The organism is Vagococcus sp. CY52-2, from assembly GCF_022655055.1.
GTDB lineage: Bacteria > Bacillota > Bacilli > Lactobacillales > Vagococcaceae > Vagococcus.
Genome location: NZ_CP093384.1, coordinates 1,549,715 through 1,569,429, shown reverse-complemented (window position 1 = coordinate 1,569,429; position 19,715 = coordinate 1,549,715). Strand labels below are relative to the sequence as shown.

Here is a 19,715-nt window from a genome sequence, read left to right as displayed (position 1 = left end):
AAAAACTAAATAATGTAAAGGCTTTATAAAAGTATTAATAAAACTAATAGTTTACATAATTTTTGTTAAGTAGCAATGTTCGTGAAAACGGATTATTATTTGATTGTAAGTAGGAAATAACAAAAAATAAATTTTTGGAGGAACACAACATGTCATATTTAGAAGAATTGAAAGAGTTTTATCCGTTAGATTTGTATGCCTTTTCAAGAGGGTTGACTGAAGGTGAATTCACTGTTCTTAAAAATTTACGAAAAGTTCTAGAAGAAAAAGTAAAACCAGTTATTAATGAGCACTGGGAAAAAGCTGAATTCCCATTTGAAGCATTTGGTGAAATTGCTAAAGTTGGTGTAATGAACAGTCCATTATTATTTGAAGGACGTGAAGGAAAACGTAAACCAAGTGAATTATATAATGCCTTTTTATATTTAGAACTTGCTAAATTAGACGCTTCAATCGCAACATTCTATACAGTTCATGGTGGATTATGCTACAACACAATCTTAATGGGTGGTAGTGAAGAACAAATCGCTCATTACGCACCAAAAGTGGCGTCATTTGAATGGCAAGGATGTTTTGGTTTAACTGAACCAGATCATGGGTCAGATATTGCTGGTGGACTTGCAACAACTGCTGAGAAAAAAGGCGACAAATGGGTTATCAACGGAGAAAAACGTTGGATTGGTGGAGCAAACACTGCTGATATCTTACCAATTTTTGCTCGTGATACAGCTGATAACAAAATTAAGTGTTTCATCGTACCTGGTGGTTCAAAAGGACTTAGAGTTGATGTTATCCAAAATAAAGTTGCTTTAAGAGAAGTACAAAATGGTCATATCTATTTAGATAACGTTGAAGTTGACGACAGCACTCGCTTAGAAAATGTTAATGGATTTAAAGATGTTGCTCGTATTTTACGCGCAACACGTGCGGACATCGCTCATTTAGCAATGGGTATGACTTATGGTTCATTAGAAGCTGCACTTAAATATGTTAAAGAGCGTGACCAATTTGGTAAAAAAGTTTCTTCATTCCAATTAGTTCAAGAAAAATTAGCTCGTATGGAAGCAAACGTTGTCGCAACATTAGCTTACTCTGCACAATTAGCTAACTTACAAGAACAAGGTGAATTCTTAGAAGAAAACTCTGCATTGGCTAAAATGCATAATGCTTTAAGAATGAGAGAAACAGTTGCTTTAGGTCGTGAAGTATGTGGTGGTAACGGGATTACATTAGAAACTGACGTAGCTCGATTCTTCGCTGATGGTGAAGCAATTTACTCTTATGAAGGAACTCACGAAATTAACGCACTAATTGTTGGGCGTTACTTAACTGGACAAGGAGCTTTCGTTTAATTTTTAATTATTAATTTTCCAATTATCACAAACTTTTGAATTAAATAGAGTATAAGCTGCTAAATTAGTCATGGATTTAGTAGCTTTTTTTGTCGGACAAACGCTTTTATGTTGATTTTTATTTAGCGTATGAGTATTCTTAAAAGAAAGAAGCTAGAAGGGGTTAACAGCATGGATATTCAACAGTTATATTATTTTATGAATATTGTCGAGTGTGGTTGTAATTTGTCTTTAGCAGCAAAAAAAATTCATATTACACAATCTGCATTGAGTCAGTTGATTATAAATTTTGAAGCCAATGAGGAATTGGTTTTGTTTTATCGAAAAAACGGTCGTTTAGATTCTCTTACGCCAAGTGGAGAGAAATTATATGCTTACGCTCAACAAATTACTAAGTTACATGAGCAAATGAATGATATGGTAAGAAAAGAAGCAGCAAAACAAAAAGGAACGATTCGTATAGGGCTTCCTTCGCTGATTTTACGTATTTTCTTTTCTTCGTTTTTCCCGAAATTCACTCTAGCCAATCCAGATATTCAAATTGAAATCATTGAAGGTGGGAGTAACCAATTAAGAAAAATGCTATTTCAAAATGATTTAGACTATGCTATTTTAATTGAGCCAACAAGTTTAGATCCTAAAGCATTTGAAGAACATGTCATTCAGATTGATGAAATGACGGCATTTGTGTATCATGATCATCCGCTTGCTTATAAAAAAATGTTGAACTGGGAAGATTTAGAACCTTATCCGATTGGAACTTTCAATGAGAGTTTTACCACAAATGAATTGGTTAGAAATAAATTAGCAAAAATAAAAAGTAAAGCAAAAATTATGTTTCAATCCTCTTCATGGGACTATTTAGTAGAAGCAACTCAAGAATCTAAAATTGTTACAATTCTACCTTCTCCAATTGAGAGAACAATGGATAAAACGTTGTTTAAGGAGATTCCATTTAAGGATCCAATTCCGTTTAATGTATTACTTTGTAGACCGATAAAAGCGACTTATTCTGAAGTTGAAAGTAAAGTATATGAATCCATTCTTAGTTACTTTTATCAACCAATGATTTAATTTTGTAGAAACATGACTCTTTTTGATTCATGTTTTTTTTATTAAAATATAAAATTATCAAATGTTAAAAGAAAATTATACTTATTATGCTAATATTTAATGAAAGAGTCTATAAAAACCTTGTTTAATAAGATTTTTAAAGTCTATTAGTTTAACTAATAGTATAAATTATATTTACTTGTTAGATTTTTGTTATGTTTCGATATAAAATAATAAGTGTAAATGAAGCGCTTTATTAATTGGCGCTATAGGAGGAAATATAAGTGAAAGAAGTAGTAATCGTATCAGCTAGAAGAAGTCCAATTGGAAGTTTTGGTGGAAGTCTTAAAAATATGTCAGCCGTTGAATTAGGAAAAAAAGTATTAGAAGCATCTTTAAAAGATATTAATTTAGATCCATCATTAGTTGACGAAGTGATTTTAGGAAATGTTTTATCAGGTGGGTTAGGACAAAACGTTTCACGTCAAGTCGCAATAAACGCTGGCATTCCTCAAGAAAAATCAGCCTTCACTATTAATAAAGTTTGTGGTTCAGGATTAAAAACAGTTGTTCTTGCTGCTCAATCTATCATGTTAGGTGACAATGAGATTGTTGTTGCTGGTGGGACTGAAAGTATGAGTCAAGCACCTTATGTTTTAGAAAGTGAACGTTGGGGTAAACGTATGGGAGATGCTAAAGTAATCGATACAATGTTATCAGATGGTTTAGTAGATGCTTTCCACGGAATCCACATGGGAATCACTGCAGAAAACATTGCAGAAAAATTTGGCTTTACAAGAGAACAACAAGATGAATTTGCTGCAAAAAGTCAAAATAAAGCAGAAGCAGCTGTTACATCAGGACGCTTTAAAGAAGAAATCGTTGAAATTGAAATTCCACAACGTAAAGGTGAACCAGTTATCTTTAAAGATGATGAATTCCCACGTTTTGGTTCTACTGTAGAAAAATTATCAAACTTACGTCCAGCCTTCAAAAAAGATGGCACTGTTACAGCGGGTAACGCATCTGGCGTGAATGATGGTGCAGCAATCCTAGTATTAATGTCACGTGAAAAAGCAGATGAGTTAGGCCTAGAAGTTTTAGCTTCAATCGAATCATATGCCTCAGCAGGTGTTGATCCAACAATTATGGGAACAGGTCCTATCCCTGCAACTAAAAAAGCATTAGAAAAAGCTGGTTTAACAGTGGAAGATTTAGATTTAGTGGAATCAAATGAAGCGTTTGCATCTCAAGCAATGAGTGTGATGCAAGAATTAGGATTAAATGAAGACATTACAAACGTTAATGGTGGCGCAATTGCTCTAGGACATCCAATTGGAGCAAGTGGTGCACGTATCTTAGTAACATTACTACATGAAATGAAAAAACGTGATGCGAAAAATGGATTAGCAACTCTATGTATCGGTGGCGGACAAGGTATCGCTTTAGTTGTTAAGCGTGGTTAATTAAGTGAAGTAAAGGGGTAAGCACAATGGAAAAAAGACATGAGCTAGTGCAACAAGTGATGAATTACTCTCATAAAGAATTAGCAAAAGTAGCAAGATATTACGATACGGTAGATAAATTTCCAGAAGAACAGATGAAACATTTATTTCAAATGAATATTTTGCCAAGTTTATATAAACAGTTAAATAATCTTACCTATCATGATTACTTAAGCGTTATTCGGCTAGTCTCTAAAAATTTTCCAGCACTTGGTAGTATTCTGCTCACACAAGAAAGTCATTGTGCTTGGCCTATTTCACAATTTGGAACAGAAGAACAAAAGAAACAGTACTTAGATAAAGCATTAACTGGTGAGTTTTATGGCTGTTTTGCTTTAAATGAACCTATTACAGGTAGCGAAATTGAAGAAATGAATACGATTGCCAGACAAACAGAAACAGGTTGGGTATTATCAGGAAACAAAGATTATATTTCAAATTCTCCTATTGCCAGTGTGTTACTGATTGCGGCTAAAACTATGAGTCTTGATGGCGATGAAGGCTATGCTGTGTTTGTCATTGATAAAAAGACCAATGGCATAAAAGTCGGTGAACTTGAAGAAAAGATGGGGATTAAAGCACTCCCTGTTGCCAGTGTGACCTTACAAAATGTTGAAGTATCAGATAAGCAGTTATTAGGTGGCGTAACAGATGGATTAGTTCAGATTCAATCTATTTTAAATCGAAACCGTCTAGCAGTTGCAGCACAATCCTTAGGAATCGCAGGAGGAGCACTTGATAGAGGATTGAAATATGTGTCTTATGATAGAAATTTAGGAAAACGCTTAATCGATATGACCTCTACACAATTTAAGCTAGCAGATATTGAAACAGGAATTTATTCTGCTAGGTCTTTACTGATACAGGTAATTAATTCTGAGCAAGAACAAGATGAACGCATGGTCGCGATGACCAAATTAACTGCATCTAACTTAGCAATTGATGCAACAGAAAGTATTATAAATATGAGTGGTGGTTATGGTTATATGCGAAACAATGATATCGAGAGATTTGTACGAGATGCAAAAATTACAGCGATATATGGATCATCATCTAATCGATTAAGACGTATCATAGCAAAACCGTGGATAGATAATAAAATGTAAAGTAAAGGACGTATAAAAATGGAGATTAAAAAGGTAATGGTTGTCGGCGCAGGACAAATGGGAAATGGTATTGTTCAAGTCTTAGCAACAGTTGGCTACGATGTTTATATGAATGACATAACGGAAGAAGCAACACAAAACGGTTTGGAAAAAATTAAAGGGTTTTTAGCAAAATCAGTTAAACGTGGCTCTAAAACAGAAGATGAAGTAACAAAAATTTTAGATAGAATCACACTATCAACATCTTATGATGATGCAAAACACGTTGATTTGATTATTGAAGCTGCAACAGAAAATAAAAGAATTAAATTAGATATTTTTAAACAGTTAGACGCGATTGCACCAGAACATACAATTTTAGCCACAAACACATCTTCTTTATCAATTACTGAAATCGCTTCAGTAACAAGTAGACCAGAAAAAGTAGTCGGAATGCATTTCTTTAATCCAGTACCACTGATGAAATTAGTTGAGATTAACCATGGTATGGCAACAAGTGATGAAACAGCAAAATCTATTTTAGATGTAGCAAGTAAAATGAGAAAAGTATCAATTGATATTAAAGACTCACCAGGATTTGCAGTAAACCGTATTTTAATTCCAATGATTAATGAAGCAATATTTGTTTTAGGTGAAGGCGTTGCTACAGCTGAAGAAATTGATGAGTCAATGACACTCGGCGCAAACCATCCGATGGGACCCTTAGCATTAGCAGACTATATTGGACTAGATACGTGTTTAGCTATTATGAACGTGTTATATGACGGATTTAATGATTCTAAATATCGTCCAGCACCACTACTTAAAAAATATGTAGAAGCAGGATGGTTAGGAAATAAAACAGGAAAAGGTTTTTATAACTACAAAAAATAATGGAGGAATCATGAATGAAAACATATAAATACTTAAGTTTATCTGCTGAAAATGGTGTTGGGACATTAAAAATCGAACGACCTAAAATGTTGAATGCTCTAAGCACAGGAGTTTTAGAAGAAATAGATAAAGCCATTGATGAAGTGAGCTCTAGACAAGACATCGATGTGTTATTAGTAACAGGAACAGGTGAAAGAGCTTTTGTTGCTGGAGCAGATATTTCAGAGATGAAAGATAAAACAGTGTTTGAAGGACGTGCATTTTCAGAAATTGGGAATAATGTCTTTTTAAAACTAAGCACATTAAGACAACCAACGATTGCTTGTGTGAATGGATTTGCTTTAGGTGGCGGTTGTGAATTAGCTTTAGCGTGTGATATGAGAATTGCTTCAGACAATGCAAAATTCGGTCAACCAGAAGTTGGATTAGGGATTATACCAGGATTTGGTGGCACGCAACGATTAACAAGACTTGTGGGAATAGGTATAGCAAAAGAATTAATTTTCACAGGTAAAATTGTGTCAGCTGATGATGCTTTAAGAATAGGATTAGTAAATAAAGTGGTTAGTTTTGATGATTTACAAACAGAAGCAATGGATTTAGCTAATCAAATTAGAAAAAATGCTCTACTTGCGGTAGAACTAAGTAAAGAAGCAATTGATTCGGGTATTGAAATGAGTTTAGCTAATGGAGTAAGACTTGAAGCAGAAGTATTTGGCTCATTATTTTCAACGAATGATCAAACAGAAGGTATGGATGCATTCGTCAATAAACGTAAACCCAAGTTTGAAAAAAACTGAAAATTCAGAAAATACTGACAATAATAAGGAGAGTTTAACTATGAATTACGATAACTTATATAATGAAAAAATTAAGTCAGCAAAAGATGCAGTCAGCGTGATTGAACCAGGAGATGCTATTATTTTTCCAATTATGCCAGGTGAACCACCCGCATTATTAGATGCTATTCGTGAAATGGATACATTAGAGGGTAACTCTTTATATCGTATGCTACCTAGTTTTCCAATAGTTGATGTAGAAAAATCAAAATTACGCCAAATTTCAATCTTTTTATCAGGCATGGATAGAAAAGGAATGAATGCGGGAAACATTGATTTGCTACCAAATCATTTTTCTGACATCCCTTCTATTTTGAAAAAACGTGAAGGTGACAAATTAGTCATCATGGCAACAGTATCGCCAATGGATAAAGATGGAAACTTTTCATTAGGTACTAGTCCATCTTACGTTGCCTCATTAGTCGAAGGTGCTAAACGAATTGTTTTAGAAGTGAACGAAAATATGCCAAGAACATTTGGTGAAAAAAATACAATTCACATCAGCCAAGTCGATGCTTTAATTGAAAATAATGTTGAGTTACCAGAACTTGTTAGTCCAACACCAAATGAAAAAGATTTAGCTGTTGGTCGTGAAATTGCGAAAAAAGTAAAAGATGGTGACACATTGCAAATTGGTTTTGGTGCAATGCCTAATGCTGTAATGGAATATTTGACAGAGAAAAAACATTTAGGATTGCATACAGAAATGCTTCCTGAAAAATTAGTTGACTTAACTGAAAAAGGTGTTATTGACAATAGTGCAAAAGAAATTCATAATGGTAAGTCAGTTGCGACTTTTGCCATCGGAAGCAAGCGACTTTATGAATTCATGGATAATAACCCAGACATTTTAATGTTACCGTGTGACTACACAAATAGTTTTGACACAATTAGTCAGATGAAACACTTATTTGCGATTAATTCTGCTATTGAAGTTGATTTCCTTGGTCAATGTAATTCAGAAAGAGTGAAAGGGCTTTACTATTCGTCGACAGGCGGCCAATCTGATTTTATGAAAGGGGTACGTTTAACAGAGAGTGGTACTGGAATTATTTGTTTATACTCGACAGCTAAAAATGATGAGATTTCGACAATCGTACCAACTTTATTCGAAGGTGCTCCTGTTGCAACATCAAAAAATGATATTGATACAGTTGTAACTGAATATGGTAGTGCAGAATTAAAGGGTAGTACAATTTTTGAACGAACTGAAAGATTAATCAATATTGCTCATCCTAAATTTAGAGATGAATTAAAAGCAAAAGCTAAAGAAATGAACTATATGTAATCAACTACTAGGAGGAAATCAGATGGATACATTAACGTTTCATGATATGACATTAACCTGGTTAGAAGGTGGAATGACTTGTTTGGATGGTGGAGCGATGTTTGGTGTTGTACCAAAACCAGTCTGGACAAGAAAATATCCAGTGAACGAAAAAAATCAGATTGAGTTACCGACAGACCCTATATTAATTCAATATCAAGGTAAAAATTACTTGATTGACGCTGGTGTAGGAAATGGAAAATTTACGGATAAACAAAAGAAGATTTTCGGTGTTGCTTGGGAGTCTGAAGTTGAGTCATCTTTAAAAGAATTAGGATTGACTTTTGAAGACATTGACTTTCTGTTAATGACTCACATGCACTTTGACCATGCAACTGGATTAACTAAACCAACTGACGATGGTGGTTATGTATCTGTCTTTCCAAATGCAAAAATATATGTTCAAGCCATTGAGTGGGAAGAAATGCAACATCCTAATATACGCTCGAAGAGTACTTATTGGGCCTATAATTGGGAACCAATCGTTGATCAAGTGGTTACTTATGACAAATCAATTGAAGTAGCAGAAGGTTTGACAATAATTCATACAGGTGGGCATAGTAATGGACATGCTGTGATAAAATTTGAACAACAAGGTGAGACGATGATTCATATGGCAGATATTATGCCAACACATGCTCATCAAAATCCTTTATGGGTTCTAGCTTATGATGATTACCCAATGACATCGATAGCAAATAAAGAAAAATTATTAAAAGAAGCTTATGAAAACAACTATAAATTTATTTTCTATCATGATGCCTTTTATCGAATGATTCAGTGGGACAATGAAGGAAAAGAAATGATTGACACTTTGGAGAGGTCCAGAGAGAGAATTATAAGGTAAGTGTAAAATATAGGGGGAAGTATTTTGATAAAAAAAGGGTTAGCAGAAGTAATAGGGACATTCTTTTTAGTCTTTATTGGTACAGGTACTGCAGTATTAAGTGGTAATGTTGTTGGAACGTTGGGGATTGGTCTAGGGTTTGGTTTAGCGATTATGGTTGCTGCTAATACAATCGGACAAATTTCTGGGGCACATTTGAATCCAGCTGTAACACTAGCTTTTTTAGTAAATAAACGTCTTGGTGTCCAAGATTTTATTGTTTATGTTGTTGGACAAATTATTGGAGCGATACTTGGTACTGGGTTACTAAGATTGATTTTAGGAATGACTGATTTAGGTGTAGATAACCTAGCTCAAACAACTTATCAAGGTATTTCAACAACAGGCGCATTTATCATTGAAATGACGCTAACAGCCATTTTAGTATTTGTTATTATGTCTGTGACAAGTAAAAAAGGTGAAACCTCTTATAATGGTTTAGCAATTGGTTTAACTTTAACAATGTTACATTTTATTGGGGTTCCTTTAACAGGCATGTCAGTAAACCCTGTGAGAAGTTTATCGCCAGCAATATTTGTTGGAGGTGACGCGATGAGTCAACTATGGTTATACATTTTAGCACCATTAGTAGGTGGTTTAATCTCTGCAGTGATTGCAAAAACATTATTACAAACAGAAGAATAGATAATACCAACACCCACAGTCAATTGATTGTGGTTGTTTTTTTATACAACAAATAAACAACGATTTAATAACGAGGTGTATGACATAATAAAAATACTAATAACGCTACAATATGAAGGGGGAAATAGATTGAAACGTTATACTATAAGGAGTGTTTGTACAATAAATTGTTTATTATGAAGTTTTTTTATTGTTATTTTATAAATAATGTACACTTTATTTATAAAAACTCAGATTAAATGAAAAGAATTCTCATGCATGTTATGATAAAGGAGAGACTTTAGTTGTAGGAGGAATGCACATGGCAAAAGAAGAATCAGTAAATAAAAAGAATGACGAGTTAAAAAAGTTATCTAACTTAAGTGCTAGGGAATTAATGATGGAGTTTCGCACTTCACCTGATGGACTTAGCTCTGAAGATGCTGAAAAACGGCTAGATGAATTTGGCGAGAATAAGGTAAATGTACAAAAGCCTAAACCTTGGTATCGTGTATTACTGGAGTCTTTTATGGATCCATTTATTTATGTTTTAGCAGCTTTATTGGTTGTGTCTGCTTTGACAAAAGATTTTGAAGCGGTTCTTGTGATGAGTACGATGATTTTAATCAGTGCATTTATTCGATTTGCTCAAGATTTCAAAGCACAAAAAGAGTCACTGTCATTACAAAATTTGGTGAAACATACTAGTGCGGTTAAAAGAGATGGCGAAATAAAAGAAAGACCAATGGAAGATGTGGTACCTGGAGACATTGTATACTTATCAGCTGGAGATATGATACCAGCTGATGGGGTTCTTATTTGGACGAAAGACTTGTTCGTTAATCAGTCTTCTTTAACAGGGGAGTCAATGCCTGTTGAAAAATTTGAGTCAGATAAGGTCGATGTAAAAGTGGATGAAGATACCTCAGCGATTGATCTAAATAATTTAGTATTTATGGGGACAGATATCTTGAGTGGTCAAGGTGAAGTCATTATTTTAAGAACAGGTCAAGATACATTCTTTGGCGATATTGCGGAATCTGCTAGTACGGCCCGCGCGTTAACAAGTTTTGACCGTGATCTAAATCGTATCAGTAAATTATTATTAAAAATGGTAACAGTATTGTTCCCAGTCGTATTTTTGATAAATGGTTTATCAAAAGGGGATTGGACACAGGCGTTCTTCTTTGCGATAGCAGTTGCAGTTGGGTTAACACCAGAAATGTTACCGATGATTGTGACTAGTAACTTAGCCAAAGGGTCACAAACACTAGCTAAGAAAAAAGTAATTGTAAAAGAATTAAATGCTATTCAAAACTTAGGGTCAATGACCGTTCTTTGTACTGATAAGACAGGAACTATTACAGAAGATCGAGTGGTATTAGTAGAACATGTTAGTCCTTTAGGGGATTCAAATCAAAAAGTATTAGACATGGCCTATCTCAATTCAAACTATCAAACAGGTTGGAAAAATTTAATGGATCATGCCATTATTAATTATTATGAAACCAATCCAGATAAAATGATAACAGATAAAATTGAAAAAATAGATGAGATTCCATTTGATTTTTCTAGGCGTCGTTTGACAGTGGCACTAAAAAGGGATGGCCATCAATTGATGATAACTAAAGGAGCCGTTGAAGAGATGTCGGCCATTTGTTCATATGTTGAAATTGATGACGAAATTGTTCCACTCACTGATGAGTTGATTGAACAAATGTCAGATGTAAACAGACGAATGAATGAACAAGGGATGCGTGTGATTACGGTCGCTTATAAACGAGACGTCCATGACACACCGACTTATGCTGTTAGTGATGAATCTGATATGATACTAGTTGGGTTTGTTGGGTTTTTAGATCCAGCAAAACAATCAGCCGTTACAGCGATTTCTTCCTTGCATCAACATGGAGTTAACGTAAAAGTATTAACAGGAGATAATGAAATTGTGTCCCGAAAAGTGTGTCGTGATGTCGGCATTGAAGTCGGTAAATCCTATATAGGGACAGATATAGACGCTATGGAGGATGACGAATTAAAACAAGCAGTGAATGACGTGCAACTATTTGCGAAGTTAAACCCAATGCAAAAAGCAAGAATTATTAATACGTTAAAAGATCAAGGTGAAACAGTTGGGTTTATGGGAGATGGAATCAATGATGCTCCAGCGTTAAGAGCGGCAGATGTTGGGATTTCAGTTGATACTGCGGCTGATATTACAAAAGAAGCAAGTTCCATCATTCTTCTTGAAAAAAGTTTAGTTGTATTGGAAGATGGTGTGTTAGAAGGACGTAAAGTATTTAAAAATATGATGAAGTATATCATGATTACGATTAGTTCTAACTTTGGGAATGTTTTTTCCGTTTTAGTTGCTAGTGCGTTTCTACCATTCTTACCTATGCTATCGATTCAATTGTTGATTCAAAATTTAGTGTATGATATTTCGCAACTTGCTATGCCATGGGATAATGTCGATGAAGAGCAAATCATGAAACCAGTAAGATTTGATATAAAAAATCTGTTGCATTTTACTCTCTTCATTGGGCCAATCAGTAGTGTTTTTGATATTATCACCTTTGCTGTGATGTGGTTTGTGATAAGTGCGAATACAGTTGCACAGCAAAGTGTGTTTCAATCTGGTTGGTTTTTAGTTGGATTATTTACGCAAACACTGGTTGTTCATGTCATTCGTACGGAAAAAATACCTTTCATCCAAAGTGTTGCTAGCCCACAAATGTTAATGATGAGTGCGTTAGCTACCGGGTCAGGGCTGTGTATTATTTTATTTGAACCATTAAGACAAGCATTTGATTTTGGCGAATTACCAAGGGAGTATTGGATTTGGTTGATTGTTATCAGCTTTTCTTATTTAGTATTGCAACAGTTAATTAAAAAACTTTATATAAAAAAATATCATAAATGGATATAACGTGAATTTAATCACTTTCTTCGTAAAAAAACAATAATGTTTTGAATTAAAAGAACTCTTTGAGATAAAGGGTTCTTTTTTTAGTAAATAGGGTAAATTTGTTGAGATAAGAGAGTGAGTTAGTCTGGAACCATGTAAGATAGCGTTTTTAAAGAATTTTATATATAACAGATTTTTGTTTCAACTGATACAGTTTTTGTTTTTTTTACATAGAAATTAAATTTGATAGATAAAAAAACTTGTAAAGTGATATTTTTCACTATGTTTTCACAACGTTATTCAATAAGGTTTTTAAGATAAAAAAATCGAGCGGATTGCTTGCAATGTGAATAAAGTCATGTTAAATTGAATTTGTCAAATTGAAAAAAAGTAATACAGTTTTTTTTCCTGTTTGAGAAACCAATATGATTACGTAAAAAAGAGAGGAATGTGTAACAATATGGCTAAGAAAAAAGTAAACCCACTTGATTTTGCAGCATTGATGGAAGACATTAACGCAGATTTTCCAACGATTCAAGTGTTAGATAAAGATGGTAAGGTTGTTAATAAAGATTTATTACCTGATTTATCAGATGAAGAATTAGTAGAATTAATGACAAGAATGGTATGGGCAAGAGTTTTAGACCAACGTTCAACTGCATTAAACCGTCAAGGACGTTTAGGATTCTACGCACCAACAGCTGGCCAAGAAGCAAGTCAATTAGCAAGTCAATTTGCTATGGATAAAGAAGATGTGTTATTACCAGGATATCGTGATGTTCCACAATTAATTCAACATGGTTTACCACTTAGAGATGCATTTTTATGGTCAAGAGGGCATGCAGCAGGTAGTGAATATGCTGAGAGTTTACAAGCTTTACCACCACAAATCATTATCGGAGCACAATATGTGCAAGCAGCTGGCGTAGCTTTAGGTCTTAAAAAACGCAACAAACCAAACGTTGCATTTACTTATACAGGTGATGGCGGTTCTTCACAAGGTGATTTCTATGAAGGAATCAACTTTGCAGGAGCTTACAAAGCAAACGCTGTATTCTTTATTCAAAACAATGGTTATGCCATCTCAACTCCACGTGAATTACAAACAGCCGCTAATACATTAGCTCAAAAAGGTATCGCAGCTGGTATTCCAAGTATTCAAGTAGATGGTATGGACGCATTAGCAGTATATAAAGTAACTAAAGCAGCTCGTGAATGGGCAGCAGCAGGAAACGGACCAGTTTTAATTGAAACATTAACATTCCGTTATGGACCACACACATTATCAGGGGACGATCCAACAAGATACCGTACTCAAGAAGTTGAAGATGAGTGGCATGCAAAAGATCCATTAACTCGTTTCAGAATTTACTTAACAGAAAAAGGTTTATGGTCTGAAGAAAAAGAAGAACAAGTTATTGAACAAACTAAAGAAGAAATCAAAACAGCTATCAAAGCAGCTGATGCAGCACCAAAACAAAAAGTTTCAGATTTCTTGAAAAACATGTTTGAAGTAACACCTAAATTAATCCAAGAACAAATTGACACATTTGAAGCAAAGGAGTCGAACTAAATCATGGCACAAAAAACAATGATTCAAGCAATTACAGATGCTTTAGCAATAGAACTTGAAGCAAATCCAGATGTATTAGTATTTGGTGAAGATGTTGGTAATAACGGTGGGGTGTTCCGTGCCACTGAAGGATTACAAGAAAAATTTGGTGTGGATCGTGTATTCGATACACCATTAGCTGAGTCAGGTATCGGTGGTTTAGCATTCGGTTTAGCTTTAGAAAACTTCCGTCCAGTTGCAGAAATCCAATTCTTTGGTTTCGTATTTGAAGTAATGGATGAAATTATCGGGCAAATGGCTCGTACTCGTTACCGTATGAGTGGTACTCGTAATATTCCAGTTACAATCCGCGCCCCATTTGGTGGTGGTGTTCATACACCTGAAATGCATGCGGATAACTTAGAAGGGTTAATCGCTCAATCACCAGGTGTACGTGTGGTTATTCCAAGTAATCCATATGATGCAAAAGGATTATTAATTTCAGCTATTCGTGACAACGATCCAGTTGTTTTCTTAGAACACATGAAATTATACCGTTCATTCCGTGAAGAAGTTCCAGAAGAAGCTTATACCGTTCCTTTAGATAAAGCAGCTGTAACACGAGAAGGAACAGATGTTTCAGTTATTACTTACGGAGCAATGGTTCGTGAAGCAATCAAAGCAGCAGAAGCTTTAGAAAAAGATGGCATCTCTGTTGAAATCATTGACTTAAGAACAGTTGCTCCATTGGATGTGGATACAATTATTGCCTCTGTTGAAAAAATAGGACGTGTTGTAGTCGTTCAAGAAGCACAAAGACAAGCCGGAGTTGGCGCTCAAGTTGTTTCAGAAATTTCAGAAAGAGCGGTTCTTTCTTTAGAAGCACCAATCGGACGTGTTTCAGCACCTGATACAGTATATCCATTTGGTCAAGCAGAAGGTGCATGGTTACCAAATGCATCAGATATCGAAGCAAAAGTAAGAGAAATTCATTCATTCTAATTTAATTGAAATTAACTGAATGCACAACAGAAGGAGAGAAAATAACAGATGGCTTTTAAATTTAAATTACCAGACATTGGTGAAGGTATCGCAGAAGGCGAAATCGTTAAATTGTTTGTTAAAGAAGGCGACACAATCAACGAAGATGATACGTTATTAGAAGTACAAAATGATAAATCAGTAGAAGAAATTCCTTCTCCTGTAACAGGTAAAGTATTAAAAGTTCTTGTATCAGAAGGAACAGTAGCAAACGTTGGTGACGTGTTAGTTGAAATCGACGCACCAGGACATGAAGACGAAGAAGAAACAGTAGCTCCTGCTGAAGAAGTAGCTGCACCAGCAGCAAGTGCTCCTGCAGCTAACACAGGTGGCGTGTTCCAATTTAAATTACCAGATATCGGTGAAGGTATTGCTGAAGGTGAAATCGTAAAATGGTTTGTTTCTGCTGGAGATACAATCAACGAAGACGATACATTGTTAGAAGTACAAAATGATAAATCAGTAGAAGAAATTCCTTCTCCTGTAACAGGTAAAGTCGTTAACGTATTAGTACCAGAAGGAACAGTAGCAAACGTTGGTGATGTATTAGTAGAAATTGATGCACCAGGACATAACGATGCTCCTGCAACAAGTGCATCAGCTACTGAAACGCCAGCAGCTGCAGCTCCAACTGCAAGTACACCAGCAGCACCAAGTGAGCCAACTGGTAAACCAAGTGCTCGTGTATTAGCAATGCCATCAGTACGTCAATATGCTCGTGCTAAAGGTGTTGATATTACGTTAGTAACACCAACAGGTAAAGGTGGACGTGTGGTTAAATCTGATATTGATAACTTTGGTTCAGCACCAGCAGCTCAATCAACTGAAAAAGTTGCTGTATCTGAAGAAAAAGTTGCTGTTGCACCAGCTAAAGAAACTGCTAAACCAGCAGCACCATTTGTTGGTATGCCTGAAGTTGAAGTTCGTGAAAAAATGACTCCAACACGTAAAGCAATTGCTAAAGCAATGGTAAACAGCAAACATACAGCTCCTCATGTAACATTACATGATGATGTTGAAGTATCTAAATTATGGGATCACCGTAAGAAATTTAAAGATGTTGCAGCAGCAAGAAATACTAAATTAACTTTCTTGCCATATGTTGTTAAAGCATTAACTGCAACTATGCAAAAATTCCCAACATTAAATGCATCAATTGATGATGCAACAAACGAAATTGTTTACAAACATTACTATAACATTGGTATCGCAACTGATACTGATCATGGTTTATATGTACCTAACGTTAAACAAGCAAACACTAAGAGCATGTTTGATATTGCAGATGAAATTAACGAAAAAGCAGCTTTAGCTACTGAAGGTAAATTAACTGCAGCTGATATGCGTGATGGTACTGTAACAATTAGTAATATTGGTTCTGTTGGTGGTGGCTGGTTTACACCGGTTATTAACTACCCAGAAGTTGCTATCTTAGGTGTTGGGACTATTACACAACAGCCTGTTGTGAATGCAGATGGAGAAATTGTTGTTGGAAGAATGATGAAATTATCATTAAGCTTTGACCACCGTATCGTTGATGGAGCAACAGCACAAAAAGCAATGAACAATATTAAACGTTTATTAGCTGATCCAGAATTATTATTAATGGAAGGATAAGGTGAATAGTTAATGGTTGTAGGAGATTTCGCATTAGAATTAGATACAGTAGTAATTGGTGCAGGACCTGGTGGATATGTTGCCGCAATTCGTGCAGCACAAATGGGTCAAAAAGTAGCCATTATTGAAAAAGAATACATTGGCGGCGTTTGTTTAAACGTCGGATGTATTCCATCAAAAGCACTAATTAGTGCAGGACATAAATATCAAGAAGCAATGCATTCAGCTATTTTTGGTGTAACTGCTGATAATGTGTCACTTGATTTTTCTAAAACTCAAGAATGGAAAAACAACCAAGTAGTTTCAAAATTAACTGGTGGGGTTGAATTCTTACTTAAGAAAAATAAAGTTGAAATTATCCGTGGGGAAGCATTCTTCGTTGATGAAAATACGTTACGTGTTATCGATGGTGACCATGCGCAAACTTATTCATTTAATCATGCTATTGTTGCAACTGGTAGTCGTCCAATCGAAATTAAAGGATTTAAATTTGGCGGACGTGTTATTGATTCAACTGGTGGATTAAGCTTAACTGAAGTGCCTAAAAAATTAGTGATCGTCGGTGGTGGCGTTATCGGTGCTGAATTAGGTGGAGCATATGCTAACCTAGGTGCTGAAGTAACAATTTTAGAAGGTTCACCACAAATTTTACCAACATTTGAAAAAGATATGGTTAAACTTGTTGAAAAAGAATTTGACAACAAAGGTATCAAAGTTGTCACAAAAGCAATGGCTAAAGAAGCTGTTGACAATGGCGATAGCGTGACTGTAACTTATGAAGTTGACGGTAAAGAAGAAAAAGTTGAAGCAGATTACGTTATGGTAACTGTAGGTCGTCGTCCAAACACTGATGATTTAGGTTTAGAAATCTTAGGCGTTGAGATGACTGATCGTGGATTAGTAAAAGTTGATAACCAAGGACGCACTAACGTGAAAAGTATTTTTGCCATTGGTGACATCGTTCCTGGAGCTGCACTTGCTCACAAAGCAAGTTATGAAGCTAAAATTGCTGCAGAAGCCATTGCTGGTGAACCAGTAGCAGTTGATTATCGTGCAATGCCAGCTGTAGCCTTTACAGATCCTGAATTGGCAACTGTTGGTATGACAGAAAAAGAAGCAAAAGAAGCTGGATTAAACGTGAAAGCATCTAAATTCTCATTAGGTGGAAATGGTCGTGCTTTATCATTAAACCAAACTGAAGGATTTGTACGTTTAGTTACAACTAAAGAAGACAACGTGATTGTTGGTGGACAAGTTGCTGGTATTAGTGCTAGTGATATTATTGCAGAAATTGGTTTAGCTGTTGAAGCTGGAATGAATGCTGAAGATATCGCTTTAACTATCCATTCACATCCATCATTATCTGAAGCTGTTATGGATACAGCTGAGTTAGCATTAGGTATGCCAATTCACATGTAATTTTAAATAAGCATTGTTTGTTCGGACGTATAAAGCATCTCTTTTCAGAGGTGCTTTTTTATTTTTTAAACGTGTATTATTCAAAAGTATATGTTATGATAATTTTCTTGGAAAAGAATTAAGGGAGGGAAAAAGGTGTTACTTAGTATAAAAAAGAATGAGTGGGTAGGGAACCCACGTGAAAATATTTTTGCTGGATTAGTGTCATCGGTCGCAATTTTACCTGAAGTAATAGGGTTTGCCATTATCGCAGGAGTTCATCCAATGTCGGCATTATTTGCTTCAGCTATTACCTTATTAGTCATTACGTTAACTGGTGGTAGACCTGCTATGGTATCTGCTGCAGCCGGATCGATGGCTTTAGTAATTGCAGGATTAGTACAGTCGCATGGGCTAAACTATATGATTGCTGCTACCATATTAACAGGTATATTTCAATTTATTTTAGGTTATTTGAATATTCATAAAATCATGAAACACATACCTAAAAGTGTCATGATAGGTTTTGTTAATGGATTAGCGATTTCAATTTTTTTAGCACAAGTTCAACAATTACCTGAACAAAATGTGATTGGCTATGTCATGGTTATTGTTAGTATATTAGCCATATATTTACTACCCAAAGTGATTAAAGTTGTGCCACCAGCACTTATTATTATTACGGTCATGACTATCTTATCATTTGTTTTTAAAGGTAGTTTCTTTACTGTTGGTGATTTAGGAGATATGTCCTCACTTGATGTATCATTTGGCTTACCACTTGTACCAATGAGTTTAGAAACACTGTGGATAATCTTACCAACAGCCATTTCATTAACGTTTATCGGACTAATGGAAACACTATTAACAGTTCCTATAGTAGATGAGATGACAAACTCAACTAGTGATAGTAAACGTGAAGTGAAAGCACAAGGACTGGCTAATTTTATTACGGGATTATTTGGTGGCCAAGCTGGATGTGCGATGATAGGGCAAGCTGTCATAAATGTTAAATCAGGTGGACGGACACGTTTGTCAACATTTGTATCAGGTACGACGTTATTACTGTTCATTTTTGTTTTAAACTCACTCATGATGGTGATTCCAACGGCAGCTTTGATTGGAATTATGATAACAGTTGCAGGGGATACATTTGATTGGAAAAGTTTACAGTTAGTAAAATCATGGGAAATGATTGAAAGTACTGCGATGTTAGTCACTGTCGTTGTTATTGTTTACACAGGAAACTTAGCAATTGGGATTTTGTGTGGTGTCGTATTAAATGGATTACTTATATTATTGACAAAATTAAATAAAAAATAGTAAAAAGGCAATGAGAACTCATCATAATTTTTATATCACAGAGAGAAAAAGTAAAAAAACTAAAGAGTTTGTTTGGTTATTATCCATTGATTTTGCAAGAGGATTATGTGAAACCCGTTGTGTTTGTGATTATCATACTATAATTAATATATTAGAAATAGAACAACACCAGTTGATAGAAAGAAGAGATTAATTTAGATAGTGATGGTTATGAAAAAGTTAGGGAAGATATGAAAATTATATGAATGTCATAATTAAATTCTTGACGAAACATCAAAACCCTTGTATCATACTTTTTGGGCACTCTTGAA

15 protein-coding genes are annotated in these 19,715 nt (G+C 35.0%); all 15 read left to right on the top strand.

The window, feature by feature from the left end:
• Positions 1-149: 149 nt before the first annotated feature.
• The 15 genes from fadE (at position 150) to MN187_RS07490 (ending at position 19,404) form a co-directional block, all read left to right on the top strand.
• Entirely contained in the window at positions 150-1,352 is a 1,203-nt protein-coding gene (gene fadE / locus MN187_RS07560; RefSeq protein ID WP_117973226.1) for an acyl-CoA dehydrogenase FadE, read from the top strand.
• 171 nt (positions 1,353-1,523) lie between these two features.
• Positions 1,524-2,426, top strand: coding sequence for a LysR family transcriptional regulator (locus MN187_RS07555; RefSeq protein WP_117973225.1), 903 nt, complete (start codon positions 1,524-1,526; stop codon positions 2,424-2,426).
• 263 nt (positions 2,427-2,689) lie between these two features.
• Positions 2,690-3,871: an acetyl-CoA C-acetyltransferase gene (locus tag MN187_RS07550; protein WP_242093736.1), complete on the top strand. Its 1,182-nt coding sequence runs from the start codon at positions 2,690-2,692 to the stop codon at positions 3,869-3,871.
• A 26-nt stretch (positions 3,872-3,897) separates the two neighbouring features.
• Positions 3,898-5,016, top strand: a complete 1,119-nt coding sequence (locus MN187_RS07545; RefSeq protein ID WP_241699412.1) for an acyl-CoA dehydrogenase family protein — start codon at positions 3,898-3,900, stop codon at positions 5,014-5,016.
• Positions 5,017-5,034: 18 nt separating this feature from the next.
• Positions 5,035-5,889, top strand: a complete 855-nt coding sequence (locus MN187_RS07540) for a 3-hydroxybutyryl-CoA dehydrogenase (RefSeq protein ID WP_117973222.1) — start codon at positions 5,035-5,037, stop codon at positions 5,887-5,889.
• A 14-nt stretch (positions 5,890-5,903) separates the two neighbouring features.
• Positions 5,904-6,689 carry an enoyl-CoA hydratase-related protein gene (locus tag MN187_RS07535; RefSeq protein WP_117973221.1) on the top strand — a complete coding sequence of 262 codons (786 nt, stop codon included), beginning with the start codon at positions 5,904-5,906 and terminating at the stop codon, positions 6,687-6,689.
• Positions 6,690-6,729: 40 nt separating this feature from the next.
• A complete protein-coding gene (locus MN187_RS07530) occupies positions 6,730-8,016 on the top strand; it encodes an acetyl-CoA hydrolase/transferase family protein (RefSeq protein ID WP_117973220.1) in 1,287 nt (428 codons plus the stop codon).
• Positions 8,017-8,038: 22 nt separating this feature from the next.
• On the top strand, positions 8,039-8,902 hold the full coding sequence (locus MN187_RS07525; RefSeq protein ID WP_117973219.1) for a YtnP family quorum-quenching lactonase: 864 nt from the start codon (positions 8,039-8,041) through the stop codon (positions 8,900-8,902).
• Between the two features lie 27 nt (positions 8,903-8,929).
• Positions 8,930-9,586 carry an MIP/aquaporin family protein gene (locus tag MN187_RS07520; RefSeq protein WP_117973429.1) on the top strand — a complete coding sequence of 219 codons (657 nt, stop codon included), beginning with the start codon at positions 8,930-8,932 and terminating at the stop codon, positions 9,584-9,586.
• 301 nt (positions 9,587-9,887) lie between these two features.
• Complete coding sequence (gene mgtA, locus MN187_RS07515) at positions 9,888-12,494, top strand: magnesium-translocating P-type ATPase (RefSeq protein WP_233519183.1); 2,607 nt, start codon at positions 9,888-9,890, stop codon at positions 12,492-12,494.
• Between the two features lie 439 nt (positions 12,495-12,933).
• Positions 12,934-14,046: a pyruvate dehydrogenase (acetyl-transferring) E1 component subunit alpha gene (gene pdhA, locus MN187_RS07510; protein ID WP_117973217.1), complete on the top strand. Its 1,113-nt coding sequence runs from the start codon at positions 12,934-12,936 to the stop codon at positions 14,044-14,046.
• Positions 14,047-14,049: 3 nt separating this feature from the next.
• Entirely contained in the window at positions 14,050-15,027 is a 978-nt protein-coding gene (locus MN187_RS07505; RefSeq protein WP_242093733.1) for an alpha-ketoacid dehydrogenase subunit beta, read from the top strand.
• A gap of 48 nt (positions 15,028-15,075) precedes the next feature.
• Positions 15,076-16,683: a dihydrolipoyllysine-residue acetyltransferase gene (locus MN187_RS07500; protein WP_117973215.1), complete on the top strand. Its 1,608-nt coding sequence runs from the start codon at positions 15,076-15,078 to the stop codon at positions 16,681-16,683.
• 12 nt (positions 16,684-16,695) lie between these two features.
• Positions 16,696-18,102: a dihydrolipoyl dehydrogenase gene (lpdA, locus tag MN187_RS07495; RefSeq protein ID WP_117973214.1), complete on the top strand. Its 1,407-nt coding sequence runs from the start codon at positions 16,696-16,698 to the stop codon at positions 18,100-18,102.
• 135 nt (positions 18,103-18,237) lie between these two features.
• Positions 18,238-19,404: a SulP family inorganic anion transporter gene (locus tag MN187_RS07490; RefSeq protein WP_117973213.1), complete on the top strand. Its 1,167-nt coding sequence runs from the start codon at positions 18,238-18,240 to the stop codon at positions 19,402-19,404.
• The last annotated feature ends 311 nt before the right edge of the window (positions 19,405-19,715 follow it).

Coding starts and splice junctions, on each gene's coding strand:
- fadE (WP_117973226.1), top strand. CDS start 150: ATGTCATATTTAGAAGAATTGAAAGAGTTTTATCCGTTAGATTTGTAT.
- MN187_RS07555 (WP_117973225.1), top strand. CDS start 1,524: ATGGATATTCAACAGTTATATTATTTTATGAATATTGTCGAGTGTGGT.
- MN187_RS07545 (WP_241699412.1), top strand. CDS start 3,898: ATGGAAAAAAGACATGAGCTAGTGCAACAAGTGATGAATTACTCTCAT.
- MN187_RS07540 (WP_117973222.1), top strand. CDS start 5,035: ATGGAGATTAAAAAGGTAATGGTTGTCGGCGCAGGACAAATGGGAAAT.
- MN187_RS07535 (WP_117973221.1), top strand. CDS start 5,904: ATGAAAACATATAAATACTTAAGTTTATCTGCTGAAAATGGTGTTGGG.
- MN187_RS07530 (WP_117973220.1), top strand. CDS start 6,730: ATGAATTACGATAACTTATATAATGAAAAAATTAAGTCAGCAAAAGAT.
- MN187_RS07525 (WP_117973219.1), top strand. CDS start 8,039: ATGGATACATTAACGTTTCATGATATGACATTAACCTGGTTAGAAGGT.
- mgtA (WP_233519183.1), top strand. CDS start 9,888: ATGGCAAAAGAAGAATCAGTAAATAAAAAGAATGACGAGTTAAAAAAG.
- pdhA (WP_117973217.1), top strand. CDS start 12,934: ATGGCTAAGAAAAAAGTAAACCCACTTGATTTTGCAGCATTGATGGAA.
- MN187_RS07505 (WP_242093733.1), top strand. CDS start 14,050: ATGGCACAAAAAACAATGATTCAAGCAATTACAGATGCTTTAGCAATA.
- MN187_RS07500 (WP_117973215.1), top strand. CDS start 15,076: ATGGCTTTTAAATTTAAATTACCAGACATTGGTGAAGGTATCGCAGAA.
- lpdA (WP_117973214.1), top strand. CDS start 16,696: ATGGTTGTAGGAGATTTCGCATTAGAATTAGATACAGTAGTAATTGGT.